Source organism: Mucilaginibacter flavus, from assembly GCF_030409315.1.
Classification (GTDB): domain Bacteria; phylum Bacteroidota; class Bacteroidia; order Sphingobacteriales; family Sphingobacteriaceae; genus Mucilaginibacter; species Mucilaginibacter flavus.
The window spans coordinates 28,513-53,842 of sequence record NZ_JAUFPS010000040.1; the positions used below are offsets into that span (position 1 = coordinate 28,513).

Consider the following 25,330-nt stretch of genomic DNA (forward strand, 5'->3'; position numbering starts at 1 on the left):
ATTTTCGACAACATGCATATTTATTTATCGATAGTTTTACCCTAATTCTGTGCCAAATACAATTGAATATTACCCTAATTTTGTGCCATAAAATTAAAATATTTACCCTAATTTTGTGACATGTTCAAAAGAAGTATCGTAGCAGAATTAGAAAAATGGTTGACTAAACATGACCGTAAGCCGCTGATAATTAGAGGTGCAAGGCAAGTTGGTAAAACAACAATGATTAATCAATTCGCAAAGCGATTTGAGCAATACATTTATCTCAACTTGGAACTAGCTAACGATAGGTTACCCTTTGAGCATTTCAATAACATCGAGGTGTTAGTACAAACCTTATTTTTTATAAAAGATAAAGCGCTATCAAAAAAGGGAAAAACCCTTATTTTTATTGATGAGATACAAGAGGTGCCGGAAGCATTGAATATTTTACGCTATTTCTATGAGTCGGAACCTGGTATAGCAATAATCGCTGCTGGTAGTATGCTCGAAACTTTATTCAACAAAAACATAAGTTTTCCTGTTGGACGGGTGGAATACAAAGTATTGCGACCTGCCTCATTTCCTGAATTTTTGGATGCCATTGGTGAAAGTGCTGCGTTGGAGTATTTAGAAACTACGCCAGCCCCGCAATTTACACATACTAAATTGTTGCAGCTTTTTCACACTTATGCATTGATTGGTGGAATGCCCGAAATCGTGAATAATTATAGCTTAAGCAAGGATTTAACTGCATTACAAACTATTTACGAATCTCTCATTGTAGCTTATATAGATGATGTAGAGAAGTATGCAGCAACAAGTTCGCAGGTACAATACATTCGGCATTCTATCAAAGCATCGTTTTCACAAGCTGGAAAACGTATAAAGTTTGAAGGTTTCGGTAACTCTTATTACCGTTCCCGGGATATGAGCGAAGCTTTGCGCACTTTGGAGAATGCGTTGCTTATACAGTTGCTTTACCCATCTACTGATACAAAACTCCCATTACTACCCGATCATAAAAAATCACCACGATTACAAATTCTGGATACTGGGATGCTCAATTACTTTGCAGGTATTCAAAAAGAGATATTAGGTACCACTGATTTAAATAAAGTATATCAGGGTACAATGATCGAACATCTGGTTGGACAAGAGCTGCTGGCTTCACAATACAACGCTTTAAGCAGTCTTAACTTTTGGGTAAGGGAAAAAGCGACTTCTTCTGCTGAAGTGGATTTTATTTGGCCGTTTGAAGGCAAACTCATTCCAATTGAAGTAAAATCCGGGGCTGAGGGAAAACTTAAATCCCTGCATTTATACATGGATTTAGTTTCGCATCAAATGGCTGTACGGTTCTACGCCGGGGAAATATTGATTACAGAAGCTATAACTCCTGAGGGAAAAAAATATCATTTGCTTAATTTGCCCTACTATCTGGCTTCTCAGACAGAACGCTATCTACATTGGTTTCAAAACAAAATTGAGAATAGTTAAATATTTTAAACCCATCATTCTGCCTTAGCCATTTTTTTGAAAAAAATTACAAGTGTCAAAAAGTAATGCTTACTTTCACAAAGTTATCCACCCTATCGGGTAACAAGACAGTATCAAAAACGACCTAAACTTAGGTCAAAATGTTTATTTCTAAGATGGCGCTGAAATTCCGTAACTTATTTATAATCAACGACTAATAGCTTTCTGTATCGGCAAATAATCCCAACATTTCTGTCACTACCTAATTATTCACACAACCTGGGTTTCGTACAAATATATCTGTACATCGTTGCTGGTGGGTGCCAGTATTTTCCGGTCGGCGGCACATTGTTGGCCAATTTCGCTGGCAAAGGCTTGTTTTAGGGTGTCCATACTTTCAAAATAAAGATTGCCTATCAGATAGACGTCGTTGTGGCCTGTGGTTGATATCAACGGTCCTTGACTTACTTCATATTTGATAAGCCCGGGCAATTGCTTAGCCAACGGAATGTGTACATTCCAATAATGCTGGTCAAATAATGCAGGGTTGGACGGGGTTTGGTAAATGACGGTCATTTTTGTCATGATGGAGTGATTTAAGCTGCGTCTTTATTATATCGGTTTCGGTACTCTAACGGCGATAGGCCGGTAACCCGGCGAAAAACTTCGCGGAAAGCTTTCTGATCGGCGTAACCAACCTCGTACATCACCTCACTAATAGACTTCCGACTGCTTTCAAAAGATCGTTTAGCAGCCTCTATTTTTACGCGCTGCGCGTATTCGGTTGGTGTATTGCCGGTGGCCTTTATAAAACGACGATCGAAGTTACGGCGGCCTATAGCCAGGCTGGCGGCCAGGTGTTCGGTAGCAATCTTTTCGTCCAACCGGCTTTCAATGTAATCCTGCGCTTTTTTAACCAGATCATCATTATGCATACGCTGGCCTTTAAAAATGATAAAATCGGCCTGGCTGTGCCGGTCAATCTCAATCTGAAAAACCTTGGCGCAAAAGATAGCCGTTTCCCGCCCGTAATATTTTTCTACCAGGTACAGGATAAGGTTCAAAAATGAATAAGCACCGCCGTTGGTATATATGCCGTTTTCATCGGTGATCAACAAATCGGTTTTGATGTTTACTTTAGGATAAAGCTGTTTAAGCTCATCAGCTGCCGACCAATGTGTTGAACAGCTTTTGCCATCTAACAAACCTGCTGCTGCCAGTAAATACGCACCGGTACAAATACTGGCAACTTCGGCCCCTTGCCTGTATTGCCAGCCAATCCAGTCAATCAGTTCGGCATTATCGGCAGTACTTTGATGGTAATTATGATTTAGCGAAGGAACGATGATAAGATCGCTATGTTTAATTTCCGAGATGTTTTTATGCGGTTTGGCGGTAAATAAACCGCCATGAAAGCTTACCTCCTCAGCAATACCGGCAAGCTCTATCTTAAATAACTCTTTACGGTAACCATTAGCCCTACTAAGAATTTTATAGGCGCCTACAATGCTGCTGAGGTTGTTTTCGCCATTGGGCACCAGGATGGTTAAATGTTTCATGCTATAAAGATAAGGTATTTAACATGTCTAAATCAACCCGTCACAATGTCTAAATTACACCTCATAATGTATAAATATTGCGGTAGCTTTGTTTTATGACTTCTTATGAAACATTCTATCAGCTACACCAACGGCCGGGATCGTTTTTGTTAGCTAATGCATGGAACGCCAAGAGTGCCAGGCTAATACAAGCAGCCGGCTTCGCTGCCATAGGCACTTCAAGCGGTGCAATTGCCGATTCATTAGGGTATGCAGATGGGGAGCAAATTCCCTTTAAAGAGCTTTTTTATATTGTTCAAAGAATAAAGGCGTCAACAACTATTCCCTTGTCGGTTGATTTTGAACGAGGGTATAGTAGTAACCTATCTGTTATCAATGATCATGTACAACAACTGCTTGATATTGGTGTGGCAGGCATCAATTTGGAGGATGTCGAGGGGGAGACAGTTTATTTACAAAAACTGGAAAGCGTTAAAAATTATCTCGTTAAAACCAACCAGCGGCTTTTCATTAATGCCCGTACCGATGTTTTTTTGCAAAAATTGCCCTCACCATTGGTAACAGTCATCAGCAGAGCAAAGCGTTACCGCGAAGCCGGCGCAGACGGCCTTTTTGTTACCGGACTCGGCGATCCGGCTACAATCAAAGAAATTACCTCGGGCGTTTCGTTGCCCGTCAATATAGTAGGTAATGCCGGTCTTGCATCGGTAGCTGCATTGGAAAATATAGGTATAAAACGAATCAGTATGGCAGTACTACCGTACCGCTCCACCTATAACCACCTTGATCGGCTTGTTAATAACCTAATCACAACACAATCACTATCACCCTTATTTTGACAAAGTTTTATGAAATTAATTATCATCCTGGCATTCTCTATCTTAACTGTATATCAATGCCCAGCACAACAAAAAACAACTCATGGGATTACTCCTCAAGAACGTGAAAAAGAGTTCCAATTATTAAAGCAAACCGAGGCCGGTGTTTTTGCTGCTGTTAAAGGCTTAAGCGACGCACAATTGAACTTTAAGCCGGCGGCTGATAAATGGAGCATAGCCGAGTGTATTAAACACATTGCCGCGGCAGAAAAAGAGCTTTGGGCAATGGCTACGCCGACCCTGTCACAGCCGCCCAACCCCGAAAAAAAAGTTGATATCAAATTTAACGACGATGAACTTGTAAAGGCGGTTGAAGACAGGGCGCATAAATCCAAAACCTTTGCCGCATTGGAGCCGGCCAATTCTCCGTACAGCACTGTACCCGAAGCGCTGGCTGCTTTCAAAGCCGATCGTGAAAAACTGATAGCTTTTGTAAAAAGTACCGACACCGACTTGCGCAATCATATAGTGGTACTACCTGTTGGTACTTATGATACTTACCAGTACATTTTGCTCATAGCAGCACATAGCAACCGGCATACCCAACAGATTGAAGAAGTAAAAACGAACGCTAATTTTCCTAAATAGTATGCAAAGCCTTACAATTTCTTTCAACTGCAGCCAAACACCAATGGCCCTGTACGAGGCAATCAATAATGTAGCAGCCTGGTGGGGCCCCGTAAACGGCGCTTCAGAAAAAGTTGGCGATGAGTTTATTTACCGTCATGCCGATATACATTACAGTAAACACAGAGTAACCGAAATGGTACCAGGTAAAAAAGTGGTTTGGCTTACCGTAGATAGTCAATTGAATTTTGTGGAGCAAAAGGATGAATGGACCGGAAACACAATTACTTTCAACATCGACGAACAAAACGGCTTCACTACACTAACCTTTACTCAGCAAAATTTAACCCCGGCAATGGAGTGTTATGAAGCCTGCTCGGGCGCGTGGAATTTTTACGTGGGCGAAAGCCTTCGTAACCTGGCAGCATTGGGCCAGGGCAGCCCGGATAAATGATAATTTACAAACCGGAATTATAATAAAACAAGGCCCTTTACCGGCCTTGTTTTATTGGCGCATCTCTATTAAAATGGTCTTGCTGACTTGTACTACCTTTAAATCCCTTAACCATGAGCACAAAAAGCGCCCCTACCCCTTAACATAAAAGTTAAACGTCCCCGAATCCGATATATTCCCATTTGAATCAATCGTAACTACCCGCCAGTAATAAGTGGTATTTGCGCCTACGGTTACGTTGTTCACAAAACTATCGGTGGTGTGGTTTCTAAAAAGGGCCGGATTGGCCGATGGACCAAAATATACATCATAAGCCACAATGTTTGAACTTACCGAGCTTCCTTTCCAGGCAAGGTTTACCGTTGTAGTGCCCGATGGCAGGATGGTTCCAAATGCAGGCCCGGTAATTTCGGCAGGGAAAGGGGCATAAGTTACCACACCCGGACCGGCATTATAAAATTTCCACACATCGCTTTTGGTCGTTGTACTTACTTTACTTGATTTTGAGGTTACATACCAGGAGTATGGCGTATTACGCAGCAGTTTAACTGTAGCCGTGTTGGTGCTTACCGTTTGTGTAGCATCGGTTTGGGTTAACAGGTTGCGTACGGTAATATCATAACTTGTTGTATTTTGTGCCGCGCTCCAGTTAAAAACTACCGAACTTTCTGTAGCTGATAGCACCGTACCGGTAAGGCAGGGCTGATCCTTTAAAGGAGCCAAAAGGTCTGCTTTATCGGGAACAGCGGGCGCGTTCTTTTTGCCACCGCAGGCGGTGATGAACAGGATAACTATCAAACCTAAAATTCGCTTGCTCATTTCTTTATTATTTTATACCCCGATTTATTGTTATCCAGGTTTAAGTTAAGGTAATAAACGCCACCGGGCAATGCCGACATATCAAACTGCATTACGCCCGATTGATTGGTGTACTTGTTATTATATACCGTTTTACCGCTTAGCGTATTGATAATGTTTACGCTTATGTTGTTTACATTCTGGTTCCCGATGTTTACATTCAATACGTTTTGGAATGGGTTAGGGAACGGGGTAATATCATCATTGGTAACAATCACTTTTTCTACAAGGCCCTGGCATAGGTTATCGGTAGTTACCAAAAGTTTGTTATATCCTTTGGCTAATGGAATAGTTACTGATTGCTCAGTAGTATTCATGGTAACATTGTTCAGCGTAATTTTATAGGAGGTGCCACCATCTAACTGTAAATTCAAATTATTCAAATCTTTGTTGATGGTTGAATACACCGAAAGGTCTTTAGGCTCGGTAACATTTACCTGGAAGCATTGGTTAAATATTTCGCCATCAACAGAAAAACATAAAGTATAATTGCCTGGCGATAAACCGCCCTTGGTGAGTGTATCTGTAAACGCGTAAGAATCATTTAAGCCATTGCCAGAAAATGTAAGTGTATATTTTAACTTCTGTTTGGTTGTAACGTGAATAGAGCCGTTATTGCTACCCTTGCAGGTTGCGCTGGTAACTTGCAGGTTGAAATTATCGGGAGGCAATTGAAGCTGTGCTAATACACTTGTATATAATGAATATGAAGTGTAATCATTCGCGGTAATAGCCACGGTGTAGCCCCCTGTTTTAGTGGCTGTATAAGTATTGCTGGTGGCCCCCGGAATAACATTACCATCAACCGACCATTGATAGGCATACCCTGTAGCAGGCGTTGCAGAAAGCAACACACTACCGCCGGCGACGATAGTAGTTGAACCTGTCGCGGCAATAACCGGCACCGGGAATACGGTTAATTTACCTGCTACGTAATTAAATGAATAGTTTTTGGCAACAGCCCCGGTAGCTGTAATGGGATATGTACCAACAGCAGAACTGGTAACCGCCGTTGTACTACCCACTGCCCTTGTGGTCACTACGGTAGTATCCTCTTTATTTACAAAACCTTTATAAGTAACCGTAAAGGGTGGGTTATCTTTTAATACTAATCTGGTTTTATCATCGGCGGTAACCGTTAATACTGCTTTGTTTACTGTTAACAGCTGGCTTACCGGCAAGGCCGCGGTATAATTTGCATTACCTGCCTGGCTGGCGGTTATGGTAGTGGTACCGGCACCTACAACCACAATACTATCCTTAACAATTTTAGCAACAGTTAAATCGCTGCTGGTATAATGAATTTTAATAACGGTATCCGTACTGGTAGCCAGCGGATCAAACTTAATAGCCCCATAGGTAACCGCAGGTAACTTTTTAAAAGTAATGGTTTGCGAGCCAATACCTACCGCGATATTAACTTTGGCACTTGATGATCCTGTATTGTTGTAAGCCGTAACCGTATAATCTGCAGCGGGCGCTACCACTAAAGGTAAACCGCCAATAACGCCGGTACTATCAATGCTTAAGCCCAGTGGTAAACGCGGGTGTACCGTGTAACCATTCACCGCCACTTTGCGGATACGGTCGTTACCGGCATCCGCAACAATAATATTATCCTTGCCGTCAAAAGTTAAGCCCATGCTACCGCGGTAGCTGCTTAGCGTATCTGTAGCATCGTTATAGGTTTTATATGAACCGCCCGAAAATGGCGTGGTGCCAATTTGTTTGCCGCTGGCATCAAACTGAATAATACCATAAGATTCTACTGTTGACAGGTATACCCGATTGGATTTATCTACCGCGATACCGTAAGGGGATGTGTAAGTCGTATCAGAAAATGTGCTTACAAAAGCATTAGAACCTATAGGTACTATTTGCCGAATACAATTATTCCCCTGATCGGCTACATACATAAAGCCTATTTGATCAATTGCAACACTATAAGGTATTCTGAATGTTGCCGATGGCCCAAAGCCATTATTACGTCCGGGCGCGCCGGTACCTGCTATTGTTGTAACATCACCCGTTAGCGTAATTTGCCTTATCATATTATTATATGTATCTGCAACTACGATATTACCGGTAACCGGGTTAAAAACTAAGCTATAAGGATGATTAAAACTGGCTAAAACACCATTCCCGTTTTTGTGCCCATCATTTACGCTTCCTGCAAAAGTGCTTACCTGGCCCGTTGGCGTAATTTTACGAATCATGTTATTGCTAAAATCAGCTACATAAACGTTATCATTATTATCCACCGTAACTCCTGTTGGGTAATTGAATCGTGCGGCAGTATCTTGTCCGTTCTTCGCGCCCTTTTTGGGGTTGCCGGCAAACGTACTTACGACACCCGCCTTAGAGATCTTACGGATCATATTTAAATTGGCATCGGCAACATACATATTGCCCTTGCTGTCATACGCTACGCTAACCGGGTTTTCAAACCGGGCAAGTTGAGCAATGGTATCTTTATAGCCATAATAACCACTGCCAGCAAGCGTGCTCACTTTTGAATAAACTTCTGTTGGAATGGCGCCTCCTGTATTTTTAGGTGCAGCAAGAGTTGCTTTTTGATTTACTGTAAACTTTACAGCGCCGCTATAGGCAATGGCAGGTGCCTGGGCATTGGTGTATTTTGAAAAAAGCAGCAGGATTAAACAAAATACCGAGAAGTAAATTTTCCGCATATTTTCGGATAAGGATTTTAGATAAAGTTTGAGATAAAAAATTTACCCGAAAAATATCAAAATTTATTGTAACCGTCAAAACATTTATCACAACTAATACTATTAAGATATTGTCAATAGTTATACCATATGTTGCCATATTAATTGAGTTATGCGTGCACGCTTAATGGCACCATGTGTTATTATAACTTTAAAACATACCTCAACTTTTGTAAACGGCTTGCCGTTTTTAGCTCCTACTAAAAATTAAAATCCCTAAATTGCTTCCTCTATTATCATAACCTATGAAAAGCAAATTTCAAATTACAAAGTGTTTAACATTGCTGATAGCCATTATAGCATTTGGCAAAATAAGCCATGCCCAGGAAGCTTTCACAAGCAAAACAGCCCATAAATGGGTAAAGGAAGGAGCCTGGAAAAACGGACTGAAATTAAACCTGCACCCCTCAACCAACAATCTTGAATTTGCCAAACAATACCAGGCCAATAAAGCTGTATGGGACAAGGCCTTTACTTTTTTAAAAGAGCAGGATCTGGAAAAACTAGCACCCGGCAAATATGTTATTGATGGAGATAATGCATACGCTATGATTACCGAAACCCCCTCTAAGGAGTTTGAACAATCGGGCTGGGAATCGCACAAAAACTATATTGATCTGCAATATCTGATACGTGGCGAAGAAAAGATTGGCGTTACGCCTATTGAAAACGCCACCGTTACATCACCTTATGATGCAGCTAAAGATGGCGCTAAATATAGCGGAGACGGGAAATATTACATCGCCACCCCAAAAGAATTTTTCCTGTTTTTTCCTACGGATGTGCATCGCCCCAACATTAAGGTTGATGGGTATGATGTAGTTAAAAAACTGGTGATTAAAATAAGAGTAGCCGCCAATTAAATTACAAAGCTCCATGGCGTTTGTTCACCATGGAGCTTTTTTTATATCAGCGAAAAATCGCCAATCTGTTCGGTTTTTTCCAGTTTGCGCACATCAAAACCCTTGTTTGCGGCGCGTACCACCAATTGGTTATACGTTTGATCGTCAAGCGTTGGTCGCCTGCTCAATATCCACAGGTACCTGCGATTGGGGTGACCTACCACAGCGTAACTGTAATCTTTAGCTAAATCGATGATCCAGTATTTACCTTTAAAAGGCCAAAAAAACTGTACAGCCAGTTTTGAATTGGTTCCTTTATCGGTAACCCAGGCTTTGCCTTCGGTTACTTTTAGTTTATTATCTTTAATACAACGGTTTTTAACAATCACCGAGCCATCTGCATTTAAGCCATAGGTGGCCGAGGTACATGAACAGCCTTTTTCAAATGGCTGTGGAAAGGCGGCTATCTCAAACCATGTGCCCAAATATTTTTTGATATCAACGAAGTTTACGGTTTTTAGCGGCTTTTCTGTAGCGGCGTGTAATGCCAGCGCAGTTAAACCTAAAGCAACCGAGGTGGCTAAAATTTCTTTCTTCATACAACAACAACGATTGGCCTAAGTAAAAAGTTTAAGCTTTAAACACATATTTTAAGCGCCAGGCGCGGTAAATTATTTAATTACCTTTGCGCCAAAGCATTAAAATTGAACAACGCATCAACATTTAACCCCAAAACTACGGTAAGTATTTTAGGCTGTGGATGGTACGGCCTGGCATTGGCTAAAGCCCTTATCAGCGATGGCATCCATGTTAAGGGATCTACAACATCGGCCGAAAAAATGGAAACTCTTAAAACCGATGGCATAGACCCCTATCTGCTGAATTTTGGCGCTGACGAAGAAGTTTACAGTCCGGCTTTTTTTGATTGCGATGTACTTTTTATAGCTATTCCGCCTAAAGCCCGATCAGGAGAAGGCGCACTTTTTATTTATAAGATCAGGAGCATTATAGATTGTATTAAACTCAATAAGGTACAAAATGTGGTTTTCATCAGCTCGACGGGTGTTTATGCCGATCTGAATACCGAAGTAAATGAGCTAACAGATCCCCAACCCAACACCGAAGCAGGGAAGGTGCTCTTTGCGGCCGAAGAACTTTTCAGGGCAGAAACAGGCTTTAAAACCACCATCGTCCGCTTTGCGGGATTAATTGGCCCCGGTAGAAACCCGGGCAGATTTTTTGCTGGCAAATCGAATATACCGAATGGCAATGCGCCGGTTAACCTCATTCAATTAAATGATTGCATTGGCTTAAGCAAAGCAATTTTAACCAGGCAGGCTTTTGGACATCTATTTAACGGCTGTTCACCGGAGCATCCTAAAAGATCTGAGTTTTACACCAAGGCTGCTCTTGAATCGGGACTGGAAGCACCGCTGTTTATTGATGAGTTGAAAGAGTGGAAAATTGTGACGAGTATTAATGTAGAGCAGGTTTTGGGATATGAGGTTAGTGGGATTTAATTTTAAAATACAGCTGTCGCGAGTTTAGTGCAACGTAACTCGTGACTTATTAATTTAAGTTTTCAACTTAAATTATGTGCATTGTTTTGCCAAGAAGTATAATTTAAGTTGAAAACTTAAATTATACTTACCACGAGTTACGCTATGCTAAACTCGCGGTAGCTTAAATGACCTTCGCCGGCTTATCCCCCATTACAAAAACCAGCTTCCCACCCTTGGTAATATCCCTGTGGCTGATATAATTTTTCAAATAAGGTTTACCATTCAGGCTGATACTTTGCACATATTTATGGGTAAGCGAAAGTCCTTCCGCTTCAATCACAAAGCTTTTGTTACCGGATAGCGCCAGCGTGATTTTTCTCAGTTGTGGTGCGCCAAACACGTATCGCCCATCGGCGGGGTTAACCGGGTAAAAGCCCATGGCAGTGAAAATATACCAGGCCGACATTTGTCCGCAATCATCATTGCCCGATAAGCCATCGGGCTTGTTCTGATAAAACTGATCGGAAATTTGTCGCACTAATCGCTGCGTTTTAGCGGCATCACCGGCAAGGGTGTATAAATAAGCAATGTGGTGATTAGGTTCGTTGCCATGCGCGTATTGCCCTATCAAACCGGTAACATCAAGTGTTGAACCTTTTCCAAATACCTTGGAATCCATGGTGAACAGGGAATCGAGTTTGGCTAAAAATGGCTTCTTCCCTCCCATTAGTTTAATCAAGCCCGGAATATCCTGCTGTACTTGCCAGGTGTATTGCCAGGCGTTACCTTCGGTATAGTCGCCGCCAATGGCTAACTGGCCGCTATCTAAATTGGCAAAGGGCTGCACCCAATCACCATCGGCAAGTTTGCCCCGCATCAGGTTAGTTGATTTATCAAACAGGTTGTTGTAAAAGCCAGACCGCTTGATGAAGTAGTTATAATCGGCAGTTTTATGGAGCGATTTAGCCAGTTGGGCGGCACACCAATCGTCATAAGCGGCTTCCAGCGTGCGGGAAACGGCTTCGCGTTTAACACTGTCGGACGGCAGGTAGCCGTATCTCATATACAAATCCCAATTATACTTTGGATTTTTGTTTATGGTTAAGGTCGATTTGATAGCTGCGAAAGCCTGCTCCTTATCAAAGCCTTTAATCCTTTTTAAAGCAGCATCAACAATAACCGGTATAGCGTGGTTACCTATCATGGCGTAGCTTTCCTTGCCAAATAAAGTCCACACCGGCAGTAATTGGGTTACGCCGAAATGCTGCAACATGGTTTCAACCATTTGTCCGTCCTTATCGGGGCAAATGAGCGTGTACAGCGGATGCGCCGCCCGGTAAGTATCCCAAAGTGATAGCGTTGAGTAATATACCTTATCTGCCGATTGATGCACCTGGCCATCGGCACCGCGGTATTTACCATCCACATCGGCAATATTATTGGGTTGGATAAGGGCATGGTAAACACTGGTATAAAAAGCTATCTTTTGCTCCTGGCCGCCATCCGCTTTGAGTTTAGCAAAATAGCTTTCCCATATTTTTGCAGCTCCAGACTTAACCTGGGTGAATGTTTTACCGGTTGTTTCGGCGGCGAGGTTTTTACGAGCACCATCAACACTTACGGTAGAAATACCAACTTTGGCTTCTATCGTTTCGCCGGGACTGGTGTCAAAATCAACAATCAATCGGCGATGGTTTTCGCCATCTATAAAATGCGAACCGGTGAATGCCTTGCTGAACGTGGCGGCGAAAAATACTTTTTTCTCTACCCATTGGCTGGTAAACGCGTAACCACTCAGGCTGGTTTTACTGTCGATTTTGATGCTGCCTTCGGATACGTGCTCTTTTAATTGTTCGGCATCTTCCACCAGGCCACTTTGCATATCTATCAGGATGTGCGATTTACCCGCCTTAGTAAAAGTATACCGATGCAAACCCGCATGCGCGGTTGCGGTTAGCTCAACTTTGATCTTATTATCGCTTAAATCAACTTTGTAATAGCCTGGCGAAGCTTTTTCTGTTTGATGCGAGAATTTACTCACAAACTTCGCGGGAGTATTTCCCTGAAAAGGAAAAAATAATACATCGCCCAAATCAACACCGCCGGTGCCGCTCAGGTGGGTATGGGCAAAGCCGGTGATCACGGCATCCTCGTAACGATAGCCCGAGCAGTAGTTCCAGCCAAAGTTACCGGTTTCGGGACTTAGCTGCACTAATCCGAAGGGAACAGCAGCGCCGGGAAAGGTATGCCCGGTTGCCGATGTACCAATGAAAGGGTTAACATACCTGCCCAGATTTTGCGCGCCAGCTCTGAAAACTATAACAGCAAAAAGTAACGCTAAACCGTTTTTTACGAGTCCCTTCCATTTCATAAGCAATATTTTATTGATGGAACATGTAAGCCTGCGGATCGATCACCTTACCATCGGCCGCCTTGATGACCACTAAATCCTCTAAACGATTCATGTTATCGGCAATATAATGACCGGTTATAGCGTAAGCCCCCTTTTTCAAATGCAGCATCCCTTTTTGAGGCTGGGCATACTTATCCTTACCCCGGTATATGATTTGCTCGCCGTTGATAAACAAGGCCGGGCTAACCAAAAAACCCGAGGTAATTTGATAGTCACCCTCTGTATTAATCCTGATAAAGCCATTCAGCTTTACCCAGGTTAGGTTGCCATCTGTAACCGGCAACACCATTGGCGCTGCAGAATTAATGATAGCCGTGGTAACCAATTGCGTGGTATCTACCTTATCAATATTATATTCCTTGCTTTTGATAAGCTTATAGCTAAAGCCGGGGGTAAGCGCGGCCTGGTCAATTACCACCGGACTGATATCCACATGGCGTATGGTAGCTTCCTGTAAAATATGCTGTTTGTTTAATGTCCAGGTAGTATAGGTTTTAATATCGAGAGTATCTTTCAGCATGGTATTGATCTTGATGGGAAACAACTGCGGCTTTGCCGAACTATCGGGCATTTTGCCGTTAAGCGAGTAGCGTACCTGTGCTCCCAGCAATGGATATTTCAATACCAGGCCAAATTGGTTACTGTTGGTTACAATGTTGTTCATGCCTACAATATCGGGCAGGCGGGCGTTCCAGTTCCATAGTTTGAAATAGCCATATTGCTGCTTCATTTTATAATCAAACCTATCCAGATTTTTATTTTCCTTTGCCGACCAGGTTAACTCGGCCACGGCTAAAGCCCTTGGGTAAACCATGTATTGCAGGTGCGATGCCGTAGGGATCTTCTCGGCCCAGATATTCCCCTGCGCGCCTAATACATACTCCGCTTCTTCGGGACTTAACTCTTTCGACATCGGTTCATAGTTGTACACCATTTGCCAGGTTACCGTTGGGTTCCATCCTATCGGTTCCAGGTCTTCGCTGGCTTGCGGGGCATCAAAGTACATGTAAGGTAGCGGTGTCATCACCACATGATGGTGCATTTTGGCAGCAGCTATACCACCGGCCTCACCCTGCCAGCTCATTACCGTTGCCGATTCGGCCAAACCACCTTGCAGTATCTCGTCCCAGCCGACAAGTTTCTTATTTTTAGAGATCAGGAACTTTTCTATCCGTTTAATAAAATAGCTTTGCACTTCTTTCTCACTTTTCAGCCCTTCTTTTTTCATCAGGGCTACCGCGGTGGGGCTTTTAAGCCAGTCCACCATTTCGGCCTCGTCGCCGCCAACGTGGATGTATTGATTAGGGAACAACGCTATCACTTCGGTAAGCACATCCTCCATAAAATTGAAAGTATGCTCGCTTGGGTCTAACATGCGCACACGGTGTTTAGCCCCGGTCGAATCCTGGCAACCTAATTCGGGATAGGCAAAAATAGCGGCCTCGCTATGGCCGGGCATTTCAATTTCGGGTAAAATGGTTATAAATCTGTCCTGCGCGTATTTGATCACGTCCTTAATTTCGGCCTGGGTATAAAAACCATCCTTGCCGCCGCCATCAATCAGGTTATCTAACTTGCGAAATTTGCCTTGCTTTTCGTAATAAGTAATGCGCGCACCAAGTTCGGTCAGTTTTGGATATTTATTGATCTGGATACGCCAGCCCTCATCATCCGTTAAGTGCCAGTGAAATACATTGAGTTTATAATGCGCCATTACATCAATATATTGCTTTACCTCCGCTACCGTAAAAAAATGACGGCATACATCAAGGCTTAGTCCGCGCCATTGAAAACGCGGTTCATCGGCCACGGTACATACGGCAAGTTTTAGCGGGGTAATCGCTTTTTCGGGCAATAACTGAATTAAAGACTGCACGCCATAAAATACGCCGGCGCCTTTGCCATAAATCCTGACAGCGGCGGTACTTACATGCAAAGCATATGAGCCCTCTTTATCGCCGGCGGTGGTAATAAGTTGTATAGCGGCTGTTGCAGGCACTTTGGGATATACCTTGAGTTGTAAGTTGAGCCTATAGTATTTAGCAAGATAATTTTGCAGGTATTTACCCACAGCTTCGCTTTCTTTATCAACCCCGATCATGGCTTTGCTGCTCAGCAAAAAATCGCCTTTACCTTCCGTCAGATGCAGGGGTTGCGGGATAATGTGCAACTGCGCTTTTGCGGATACCGACAGACAGATAGCCAATACTAATACAATAGCCGATTTTACTTTTTGAATATGATAGTTGTTCATGCTGACTTGGGGATGTTAAATTTTAACAGTGATCTTTTTGATATACAATATCCAAACTGGAATAAAAATAATAATAACAGTCATGATTGCCGAAATAAGCGAGGCATTCTCCGGCGAAAAATTTGGCGTTAACATATGAAAATACATATAACTCCATATATTGGTTTTATGCCCGTTATCTGTTACCGGGATAAGCGACAGTACCTCGGGGATCACATCAGCCAAAACATACGCTGCAATCGCGTTACGCCCAAAAGCGAGAAATGGCGGAATTAATTTTTTGTAGCCTTTTATATCAATAACCCAATAGGATAAAGACAGGATGATAACGGCCAAGCCCGCGGTGAGTAGTACAAATGAGCTTGTCCATAATTGTTTGTTGATTGGGAAAAATGTATTCCATATCAGCCCTAAAACAACCAGCAGCAAGCCAGCACCGGTGAGTTTAAATATCTCATTGCCGTTTTTAACCTTACCGCTTTTAAGCCAGGTGCCGGTAAATACACCAAGCAAACAGGTACCAATGGCGGGGATAGTACCTAAAAGCCCTTCAGGGTCCCAGGTTTTGGAGGCTTGCCAGAGGTGGTTGGTGGTAAAAACCATTCTATCGATGTAAGCACCCAAATTGGTTTCTTTTTCGAGGTTGGGATGTGCCACACCGGGTACGGGTACAAAAGTCATGATGAGGTAGTAACCAACCAAACAGCTTACCGCGATGATGATTTGCGTACGGATATTGGTTTTCATGTACAATATAGCTGTAATACCAAACACCAAGCCTATGCGCTGCAACACACCCGGAAAGCGCAGGTGAGCAAACTGAAAATCGCTGATTAAAGGTAAACAGATACCCAGGGCAATAATAATTACGGTACGGCGCAAAATGGACAGGATAACCTTACTGTGGTTAGCCCCGTCGGCTTTTTTGCCTTGCATAGCGTATACGATGGATACACCTACCATAAAAAGAAAAAAGGGAAACACCAGGTCGGTTGGGGTGCAGCCATTCCATTTGGAATGTTCCAGCGGCCAGTAAATATGTCCCCAATCGCCGGGGTCATTAACCAGGATCATGGCCGCGACGGTAAAGCCACGAAAAAAATCGAGTGAAAGTAACCTTGGTTTGCTGGTGCTGGTGGCTTTATCGCCAACTACGGTATCTGTCATGGATGATGTTTTCTATTTATATTTTTCTGTAGAGATGCAACATTTTGCGTCTCCCGTGTGCAAATCGGATATGCAATTTCGCCCTGTATAGCTGGAGACGCAAAATATTGCGTCTCTACATTATCGTAAAAATCGAAATTCTCACCAAATACCAGGAAAACTCCACCCCTTCAATTACTATACATCTTTAAAAAAGCCCACTTTTCAAATCCACTCTTTGAGAGGGGGCGCGATGGATTTGAGCGATAGCAGGGGTGTGTTTTACAGCGTTCAATTGCCGCACGTACAAAACACACCCCTCCGCCCCTCTCAAGAGGGGAATCGCGCAAACCCCGCTTTTTGTCCTTGCTCTTTTATCCAAAAATCCTTAACTCCTTAAAATCGCAAAAGGCCGCCCCTTGTCCTTGCTCCTTTGTCCAAAAATCCTTTATCCAAAAAATTAATTCTTTTTTCCCTGCACTTTCAGGGTATACACAAAATGATAGCTGCCAGATACAACGGCAAACTGCTCGTCGTTTCCAATCTTTTTTATGTCGGTAATCTCTTTTACTGTGTTAATATCGAGGCCATTCTCAGTTATCGCGTCGGTTACGTATGGTAAAATAACCTGGGCGGTGGTGTTGGGTGGTACTACAATATCTAAGGTAAATATTCCCTGGTCAATCGTCCACGCCGATTTAACTTTTCCGTACAGGGTTTCCAATTCGGCCTGTGCCATGGTAAGCTTACCGCCCGGGTGCGGGGCGATGACTATTTTGTGGAAACCGGGGTCGTCTTCATCAGTATTGATACCGGCAACTACCCGGTATAACCAATCGCCAATGGCACCATAGGCGTAGTGGTTAAAGGAGTTCATTTCGGGGTCTTCAAAACTACCATCAGGTTTAATACCATCCCAGCGCTCCCAAATGGTGGTAGCACCGTTTTTAACGGGATACAGCCACGATGGGTACGATTCCTTCATTAGTAAGTCATAAGCAATATCGGTACGCCCAAAACGGCTTAAAACGTGGCAGATGTATGGTGTACCCAAAAAACCGGTGGTGATGTGTTCATCATAGTCTTCAATGTTGCCCACCAGTCTTTTAGCGGCGCTCGCCCTTAGGTTTTCTGGCAGCATATCAAAGTTAAGGGCAAGCACATAGGATGTTTGCGTGCCTGATATCATGCGCCCGTTCGGTGTTACATATTCGCTATTGAACGCTTGTTTAATATTGTATAACAGTTTTGTATAAGTCTGTACATCATCGCTATGCCCCAAAATACGGGCGGCGTTAATGAGCAATTGGGTTGAATGCGCGTAAAAGGCCTGTGCTATGAGGTTTTTATCGGTAAGGGCAGCACCATCTTCGTAATTGGTGCCGGCGTAAAACAGCCAGTCGCCAAAGTGATTGCCGGTATCCCATAAATAATTGCGGCTATGGCGCTGTATATAGCCTACCCATGCTTTCATGCTGTTGTATTGCTGCTGCAATACTTGCTTATCATTATAGGCCAGGTAAATATTCCAGGGCGCTATGGTGGCAACATCGCTCCAGCCAGATGCCGCCGATAATGTACTGTCCAGCATATTGGGAATTACATAAGGTACGGCTCCATCTTTATGCTGATCGGCCTGAAGATCTTTTAACCATTTGGTAAAAAAGCCGGCCACATCCATATTGAAGGTAGCTGTACGGCAAAAGGCCTGGGCATCCCCCGTCCAGCCCATACGCTCGTCGCGCTGTGGGCAATCGGTAGGCACGTCAATAAAATTACCTTTTTGTCCCCATTGAATGTTATGCTGTAGCTGGTTTACGAGTTTGTTTGAGGTAGAAAAACTGCCGGTTTGCGCCATATCTGAATACAGCGCGTAAGCAGCCACATTTGTGGAATCAAGCGGACCATCATATCCTACTATTTTCATAAATCTGAAACCCTGGAAGGTAAAATGGGGCTCGTAGGTCTCTACACTATCACTTTTAAAAACATAGGTAATTTCCTGTTTGGCGGTACGCAGGTTTTTAGTGTAAAAATTTCCTTTTTGATCAAGCACTTCGGCATGGAACAGCCTTATGGTATCGCCGGCTTTAGCCTTTAACTTAAACTGAACCCAGCCTACCAGGTTTTGACCAAAATCGACCACCCGTTCGCCCGCCGGTGTGGTGAGTACTTTAAGCGGATTAAACTTTTCATGTTTTTTAACCGTAGGTCCCGATGTAGCTATCAGGTTGGCTTTTATGGTAGTATCTGTTTTAACCGTATCCCAAGTGGCATCTTTGTACGTGCCGGTTGCCCAACCCGGTTTCTCCTTGCGGGCGTCGTACTCCTCACCATCAAAAAAGGAGGAAGAACGAATTGGCCCATAGGCTACCTTCCAGGTTTTATCAGAGTTGATTATTTCGCGCTGCCCGTTGGTGTAAACAATTTCTAACTGGCAAAGCAGGGCCAATTTTTTGCCGTATACATCTTTTTTTCGGTTATAAGTATACCCACGATACCAGCCATCGCCAATAGTTACGCCAATGGCGTTAAAGCCTTTTAAAATGCTGGTGGTAACGTCATACACATTGTATTGCAGGCGCTTGTTGTAGCTTGTCCAACCGGGTGCAAAATAATCTTCGCCGACGCGTTTGCCATTAATCTGGGCTTCAAAAACACCGTGAGCTGTTATGTACAGGTGCGCGGCACGAATCTTTCTATCTAACTTAAATGATTTGCGGAACATGGGCGTGGGTCCGCCGGTGGTATCTGATTGATAGGTATCCTGAATCCATTGCGCTGTCCAGTCGCTTTGCTTCAACAAACCCATTTTCCAAAAGTTGACCATGCTCCAGGGACTTACCTGGTTTTTGTTGTTCCAAACCCGCACCTGCCAGTAAACCTTTTGGCGCGAAGTAAGCATAGGACCACCGTAGTAAATTTGTATGGATTGAGCCGAGTAAATGCGCCCTGTACCCCAAATGATGCCCTTACCTTTGGTTAATGATACGGCGTTATTACCTACCCTGATCTCGTAGGATGTTTGTTGGATGCCCCTATCCTGGGTAACCAGTTTCCAGCTAAGACGCGGGTTGGCGGCATCAACCGATATGGGATTGGTTTTATATTCGCAGATGAGATTTTCGACCCTGAGCGGAACGGGCAAAGGCTGAACCTGCGCCGGGCTTATATTATTTAAAAGAAACAGTAAAACGATACTTAAGCCTGCCTTTTTGAGCACACCCGTTAATTGAATATAATTCATGCCATTAAATATAGCTTAAGAACGATTTTTGTTTTAGTTACCCCATATATTTTAGCTATAAAACAGGTAAAAATGATGTGGTAATTATATATAAACGCAATACCACCCCGTAACGATTTTAAAAAGCGTGTAATTGTTTTAAAATTTAAAGGAGAAGACTTTAATAACCATAACAGGTAGCCGCCATGCGGCATCTCCATCCGCCGTTATTATTTTCTACAAACCGTTAGCCGCGATGCGGCATAAGATTTTTTGAAAACCACCTTGTTCAAAACCAATCATCAATACAAAATGATATTGCGCGTACAAGATGCCGCATAGCGGCTACGATCATCAAAGCTTTTTTTGTTCCATAGGAGCTACCTGTTTTTTGCTTTGAATATTAAAACCAGCTTTATCAATGTTCCAGGTTAGCTTCATTTAACGGATACGGATAAAGCAGGCGGATGTTGGTGTAGGCTGCGGGATTTATCGTCCATGAATCTTTTTTAAATGCCCTTTCCCTAACGGCATGCGCTGTCATAACCGAAACAGCTTTGCCGGTACGCAGCAAATCAAACCAGCGGTGATTTTCAAAAGCAAGCTCAATCTGCCGCTCATGTGCAATGGCATCACGAAAAGCATCCTGGCTTGCTACGTTAAGTGCTTCATCGGCATTACCCATTGTTTTAGGTGCAAGCCCGGCACGCTGGCGAACCAGATTTAAATACTTAAAAGCATCACCACCGCCGGCAAAGCCCTGCTCATTTAAACACTCGGCCAACATAAGATAAACATCGGCATACCGGTAAACCGGGAAATCATTAGCGGTGATACCCTGAACAGCGCCTATGCTCTGGTATTTTTTGATAAATGGCAAATCTATGCCATACTCATTTGAGGTAAAATCAGTTACTGATGCCTCCCTTCTGTTATCGCCGTCTTCATAGGCATTTAAAAGATCCTGCGTAGGGATGTTCCAGCCGTTAACCTGGCCGTTGTTAATCTCAAAGCCGGTTATATCGGTATCATAATAATCCCAGGGAATAAATGTATCAACAAAATCGCTACCTAAACCATTGGGGCCTTCCTGGTATTGAATTTCAAAAATAGATTCGGGGCCGTTTTTCTTATGGATGTCAAAATTATCGGCATAATTGGCATTCAGCTGATATTGATTAGACGCTATAACCGCGCGTAACAAAGGTATGGCCAAATCAAATTTATGCTGGGTCATGTAAACCTCGGCCAGCATGGTTTCGGCGGTGCCTTTGGTTACTCTTCCCTTATCGGCTGGCGATGGATAGTTTACCGGTAATTTTTTAATGGCGTCCTGTGCATCGGCTATTATTTGCGTGTATATATTTGCTGCCGATGTTCTTTTGGCAACATTAAACGCATCGCTTATGGAAGTTATATCTGTTAACACCAATGGCACATCGCCATATAAACGCACCATGTTAAAATAATTAAAGGCCCGTAAAAAACTGGCCTGCCCGGCTATGGTATCGGCAACGGCAGCATTCAGTTTAGCCGCAGGTAAATTCAACAATATTAAGTTACACCTACCAATATCCGTATAGCTTAAGCCAAAAAACTGCTCGATTATTTCATTGCTATTCAACTCCCTAAATTCATCAACCTCTTCTTTAAAGGTTACCGAGGTTGAACGGTCATTAGGGTCATACTCATAGGAGGTATTATCTGAGCGCATTTCTGCCATCGACCAAAAATAGCCGTTATATAGTGTTTGCAGCGGGGCATAAGCGCCATTGATGGCTTGTACAAACTGCTTTTGGGTTTTAAAAAAATTATCCTTGTTTTGGGTATCCTCATTATGAAGATTTAAAAAATCTTTTTTACAGCCCGAGATGGCAAGTACTGTAAGGATAAAAATATATAAATACTTTTTCATGTCTTTCTTTTGTTGTGGTTTAACTATCAATCAACCGGTAATTCTATGGCTTTGTTAAAATGTAACATTACAGCCAACCGTGTACACCGCGGAAACCGGGTAGCCGGTAAAGTTTACATTGGGCGAAAGCGACCTGTTGCCTTGCTGTCCGTCTATACCAACTTCGGGGTTGCCGCCTTTGTAACCGGTAATTAAAATGGCGTTTTGGGCGCTCACATATACCCTGAAGTTTTTGCTAAACTTTGTTTTGAAATTGTACCCCAGATCGATATTCTTAACCATGAGGTATGAATTGTTCTCGACCCAATACGAAGGGTAAAAATCACGGGCGAAGTTAGTGTTGGACGTGGTAGTTGGCAATTGCCCCGAGCCCGGGTTGCTGGCCGACCGCCACCTGTTCATCACACTTTCTTCCACATTGAAAACCCCGTCCAAATTGGTGGTGAATTGCTTGTACAAGTCAAACACATGTCCACCTACAGAGCCGGCCGTAATGATGCTCATATCAAAGTTTTTGTACGACAGGTGGTTGTTAAAACCGAAAGTAAACTTAGGGAAAGGGTTACCTACAATGGTTTGATCGTAGCCATCAAGCTTGCCATCGGGTTTACCGTCCGGTCCGCTTACGTCCTTATACCTGATGTTGCCCACCTGTTCGCCATCAAAATGAGGGTATTTATCAAGCTCGGCCTGGTTTTGAAAAATACCCTGGTATATGTAACCATAAAACTGCCCTAAAGGATAACCTGCTTTGGTAATGCTTGCCGGGTTATCATTTGCTGGGGCATCATAAATTTGCGGTGTTTGCCCCAGGCTAATCACTTTGTTGCGATTAAAGGATATATTAAAATCAGATGTCCAGTTAAAGCCCTTGCCTACAATGTTTTTTGTGGTTACCGTAAACTCCCAGCCCCGGTTACGCACATTACCAATATTGGTTAACGCGCCATCATAACCAGATGCAGGTGGTACACCTAAGTATTGCAGCATTCTTTGGGTGTAACGGTTATAATATTCGGCAATTAAATAAACGCGCCCTTTAATCAGGGAAATATCTACGCCAATATCAAGCTGTTTTGTAGTTTCCCAGCCTAACTCCGAATTACCTAATTGGGTTAAAGAGCCACCGGGTGCCAGTGTGCCGTTAAAGGTGTAATTGGTTTGATCAACCGATGGGATCGATCCGTAATTATCTACGTCGTTATTACCAGCAAGGCCGTAGCTGCCGGTAAACTTAACCTGGTCGATAAGCCCTATTTTAGGAAAAAATGATTCATCAGAAATACGCCAGCCGCCGGATACCGAAGGGAAAGTTCCCCATTGATGCCCCGGCGCAAACCTTGATGAACCATCGCGCCGGATAGATGCGCTTAACAGGTACTTATCTTTAAACGCGTAATTAACACGGCTCAACAGCGATAACAAACGCCACTTATAATCGCCGGCGGTTGCGGTAACAATAGTGGCCGCGTTAACAGATTGTATCACGTCATCCGGGAAACCCGTACCAAAAGTAAGGCGATTATGGCCGGTTTCCTGCTGTATGGTATAACCTGCCAATACGGTTAAGGTATGATCGCCCCAGCTTTTTTTGTAGTTGATGGTATTTTCGTTAAGCCAGTTTAAACTGTTTGATGATGTGAAAGAACCTATAGCCTTTTGCTGCGTACCATCTTTATTGGGCACATTAAAACCGCCAAGGTATGATGGCCTGAAATAGTCCTGCGTATTGGTTTGAAAATCAACGCCGAAGGTTGTTTTGATGTTCAAACCTTTAATTATTTCCCAGTTAAGAAAGGTATTGGCCAACGTACGGAACTGCGTACGATCATTCCGGGTATTTACCAGTTCGCTTACCGGGTTAGCATTTTGAAAGGTACCGGGCGAGCCAACAACATTGGTATACGAGCCATCTGGTTGCTTTACCGGTACAAGCGGGCTTTCCAAATAGGCCTGGCTCAGTACACCACTGTTAAAGTGCCCATCAGTTTCCTGCAAATTGCGTAAGCTATAGGTAGGCGCAACGCTAAGGCCGATACTTACATTTTTAAAAATATCGGCATCCATGTTGGCTTTAAGCGAGTACCTTTTAAAACCGGTATTTAATAAAGTGCCCTCCTGGTCAAAGTATCCTAATGAAAATAATGATCTTACCTTATCGGTACCATTGGCAACTGTAACATCGTAATTTTGCATTGGCGCGTTACGGGTAATGGCATCAAACCAGTCGGTACCTTTACCAAGCGATTTTGGATTTTTATAGGCATCTGGTATTGGTGTGTTGGTACCATTTATCGCATTTGCATCCTGTATGGCTTCGGTACGCCATTGTGCAAACTCCTGCGCCGTCATCATTTTTAGTTTGCTTTGCGATAAAATAGTTTGAACACCGGTAGAGGTATTTACCGTAACCGTTGATTCGCCTTTTTTAGCTCTTTTGGTGTTTACCAAAATAACGCCATTTGCACCACGGGAGCCATATATGGCTGTTGATGCCGCGTCTTTTAATACGCTGATAGTTTCAATATCATCGGGGTTAATGGTACTTAACGGGTTTGAATATTGATCGAAGCCCGGCGAGATAGGAAACCCATCAATAACATATAATGGATTATCGCCCGCGCCTACAGAACCCGCACCACGAATGTTTATGGCAACGCCGCCACCGGGTGTACCTGTAACCTGGTTTACAGTAACGCCGGCAAGCTGACCCGCAAGTTTCAGATCAAGACTGGCGGCTTTAATTTCTTTAATATTTGCCATTTTAACGGTTCCAACCGCGCCGGTAACATCCTTGCGTTCAAGGTTACCATAACCAACTACCACAACTTCGCTTAACTCCTTGTTGTCTTCATTAAGTACCATATTAATGTTAGCGCGCTTGTTAACCGGCTCTTCTTTGGTTTTGAAGCCAATAAATCTGAAAACCAGTACAGCGTTATCATCAACCTCTATGGTATATTTACCGGCTGGGTCGCTTATAACACCGGTGCTGGTTCCCTTTATGGTAACGCTTACACCGGGCAAAGGCTGGTTGTTAGCATCAAGTACCTGGCCGCTAACGGTTATTTTATCAGCTACAATTACCTTCTCCTCCTTTTTATTTACAATAATGGTTTTGTTATCCATTGTGTACGTAAGAGGTTCATCCTGAAAACAGGCGCGTAATGCCTCTTCAAGGCTGGCGTTTTTAAGCGATACGGTAACAGGTTTGGCCTGTTTAATTTCTTTATACTTATAAAAAAAGCTGTAGCCACTTTGCTTTTCAATCGCTGTAAATACTTTCTCGATAGCCGTATTGTTGGCGTTTAACGTAATAGTTTGAGAAAAACTCTTAGCACTAAGTTGTAAACAGGCAGTAGTAATCAGGAGTGCCGTTAATTTCATTGTCAGAAACAGTTTTGAGGTTGCGTTTTTGGGCACATAAAATACTTTAGCCCTAAAGTTTATTTGCATAACTTCGTTGTGTTTGGGTTAACGTTCTGTTAAGAAATTCAGGAAAAAACCTTACCCATACATTTGGGCCGGA

Annotated in this window: 17 protein-coding genes; 6 read left to right on the plus strand and 11 right to left on the minus strand. The window is 43.2% G+C overall.

All coding sequences use genetic code 11. The features are described 5' to 3' along the window. Positions 1-120: 120 nt before the first annotated feature. The gene (locus QWZ17_RS18765) at positions 121-1,479 is read left to right on the plus strand and encodes an ATP-binding protein (RefSeq protein ID WP_290306830.1); all 1,359 of its coding nucleotides are present in this window, start codon (positions 121-123) and stop codon (positions 1,477-1,479) included. 249 nt (positions 1,480-1,728) lie between these two features. Here QWZ17_RS18765 and QWZ17_RS18770 read toward each other — a convergent pair whose 3' ends face one another. After that, positions 1,729-2,043, minus strand: coding sequence for an EthD family reductase (locus QWZ17_RS18770; RefSeq protein WP_290306831.1), 315 nt, complete (start codon positions 2,041-2,043; stop codon positions 1,729-1,731). Between the two features lie 11 nt (positions 2,044-2,054). Continuing rightward, entirely contained in the window at positions 2,055-3,017 is a 963-nt protein-coding gene (locus QWZ17_RS18775) for a GlxA family transcriptional regulator (protein ID WP_290306832.1), read from the minus strand. 95 nt (positions 3,018-3,112) lie between these two features. On the opposite strand from QWZ17_RS18775, the gene QWZ17_RS18780 reads away from it, so the two are divergent. From QWZ17_RS18780 to QWZ17_RS18790, 3 genes are read left to right on the plus strand one after another with little or no spacing between them, the layout of a single operon-like run. Continuing rightward, positions 3,113-3,856 carry an isocitrate lyase/PEP mutase family protein gene (locus QWZ17_RS18780; protein WP_290306833.1) on the plus strand — a complete coding sequence of 248 codons (744 nt, stop codon included), beginning with the start codon at positions 3,113-3,115 and terminating at the stop codon, positions 3,854-3,856. Positions 3,857-3,865: 9 nt separating this feature from the next. Continuing rightward, positions 3,866-4,483, plus strand: a complete 618-nt coding sequence (locus tag QWZ17_RS18785; protein WP_290306834.1) for a DinB family protein — start codon at positions 3,866-3,868, stop codon at positions 4,481-4,483. Between the two features lie 43 nt (positions 4,484-4,526). Continuing rightward, on the plus strand, positions 4,527-4,916 hold the full coding sequence (locus tag QWZ17_RS18790) for an SRPBCC family protein (protein WP_290306835.1): 390 nt from the start codon (positions 4,527-4,529) through the stop codon (positions 4,914-4,916). Between the two features lie 132 nt (positions 4,917-5,048). Here QWZ17_RS18790 and QWZ17_RS18795 read toward each other — a convergent pair whose 3' ends face one another. After that, positions 5,049-5,735, minus strand: a complete 687-nt coding sequence (locus QWZ17_RS18795; protein WP_290306836.1) for a hypothetical protein — start codon at positions 5,733-5,735, stop codon at positions 5,049-5,051. Further along, on the minus strand, positions 5,732-8,464 hold the full coding sequence (locus QWZ17_RS18800) for an MBG domain-containing protein (protein ID WP_290306837.1): 2,733 nt from the start codon (positions 8,462-8,464) through the stop codon (positions 5,732-5,734). Before QWZ17_RS18800 ends, QWZ17_RS18795 begins: the two co-directional genes overlap by 4 nt. Positions 8,465-8,748: 284 nt before the next feature. Between QWZ17_RS18800 and QWZ17_RS18805 the strand changes: the two genes are divergently transcribed. Further along, complete coding sequence (locus QWZ17_RS18805) at positions 8,749-9,366, plus strand: NanQ anomerase/TabA/YiaL family protein (RefSeq protein WP_290306838.1); 618 nt, start codon at positions 8,749-8,751, stop codon at positions 9,364-9,366. 41 nt (positions 9,367-9,407) lie between these two features. Here QWZ17_RS18805 and QWZ17_RS18810 read toward each other — a convergent pair whose 3' ends face one another. Beyond that, positions 9,408-9,944, minus strand: a complete 537-nt coding sequence (locus tag QWZ17_RS18810; RefSeq protein WP_290306839.1) for a lipocalin family protein — start codon at positions 9,942-9,944, stop codon at positions 9,408-9,410. A 105-nt stretch (positions 9,945-10,049) separates the two neighbouring features. On the opposite strand from QWZ17_RS18810, the gene QWZ17_RS18815 reads away from it, so the two are divergent. Next, on the plus strand, positions 10,050-10,865 hold the full coding sequence (locus tag QWZ17_RS18815) for an SDR family oxidoreductase (protein WP_290306840.1): 816 nt from the start codon (positions 10,050-10,052) through the stop codon (positions 10,863-10,865). Positions 10,866-11,028: 163 nt separating this feature from the next. On the opposite strand, the gene QWZ17_RS18820 is transcribed toward QWZ17_RS18815, so the two are convergent. The 6 genes from QWZ17_RS18820 to QWZ17_RS18845 all read right to left on the minus strand — a co-directional run bounded on the left by QWZ17_RS18820 (position 11,029) and on the right by QWZ17_RS18845 (position 25,257). Further along, positions 11,029-13,218: a GH92 family glycosyl hydrolase gene (locus tag QWZ17_RS18820; protein ID WP_290306841.1), complete on the minus strand. Its 2,190-nt coding sequence runs from the start codon at positions 13,216-13,218 to the stop codon at positions 11,029-11,031. 10 nt (positions 13,219-13,228) lie between these two features. Beyond that, entirely contained in the window at positions 13,229-15,514 is a 2,286-nt protein-coding gene (locus tag QWZ17_RS18825; RefSeq protein WP_290306842.1) for a beta-N-acetylhexosaminidase, read from the minus strand. A 15-nt stretch (positions 15,515-15,529) separates the two neighbouring features. Then, the gene (locus QWZ17_RS18830; protein ID WP_290306843.1) at positions 15,530-16,681 is read right to left on the minus strand and encodes an acyltransferase family protein; all 1,152 of its coding nucleotides are present in this window, start codon (positions 16,679-16,681) and stop codon (positions 15,530-15,532) included. 439 nt (positions 16,682-17,120) lie between these two features. Further along, entirely contained in the window at positions 17,121-19,907 is a 2,787-nt protein-coding gene (locus QWZ17_RS18835; RefSeq protein ID WP_290306844.1) for an alpha-L-rhamnosidase, read from the minus strand. Between the two features lie 397 nt (positions 19,908-20,304). After that, positions 20,305-21,801, minus strand: coding sequence for a RagB/SusD family nutrient uptake outer membrane protein (locus QWZ17_RS18840; protein WP_290306845.1), 1,497 nt, complete (start codon positions 21,799-21,801; stop codon positions 20,305-20,307). Positions 21,802-21,855: 54 nt separating this feature from the next. Further along, the gene (locus QWZ17_RS18845) at positions 21,856-25,257 is read right to left on the minus strand and encodes a TonB-dependent receptor (RefSeq protein WP_290306846.1); all 3,402 of its coding nucleotides are present in this window, start codon (positions 25,255-25,257) and stop codon (positions 21,856-21,858) included. Positions 25,258-25,330: the final 73 nt, after the last annotated feature.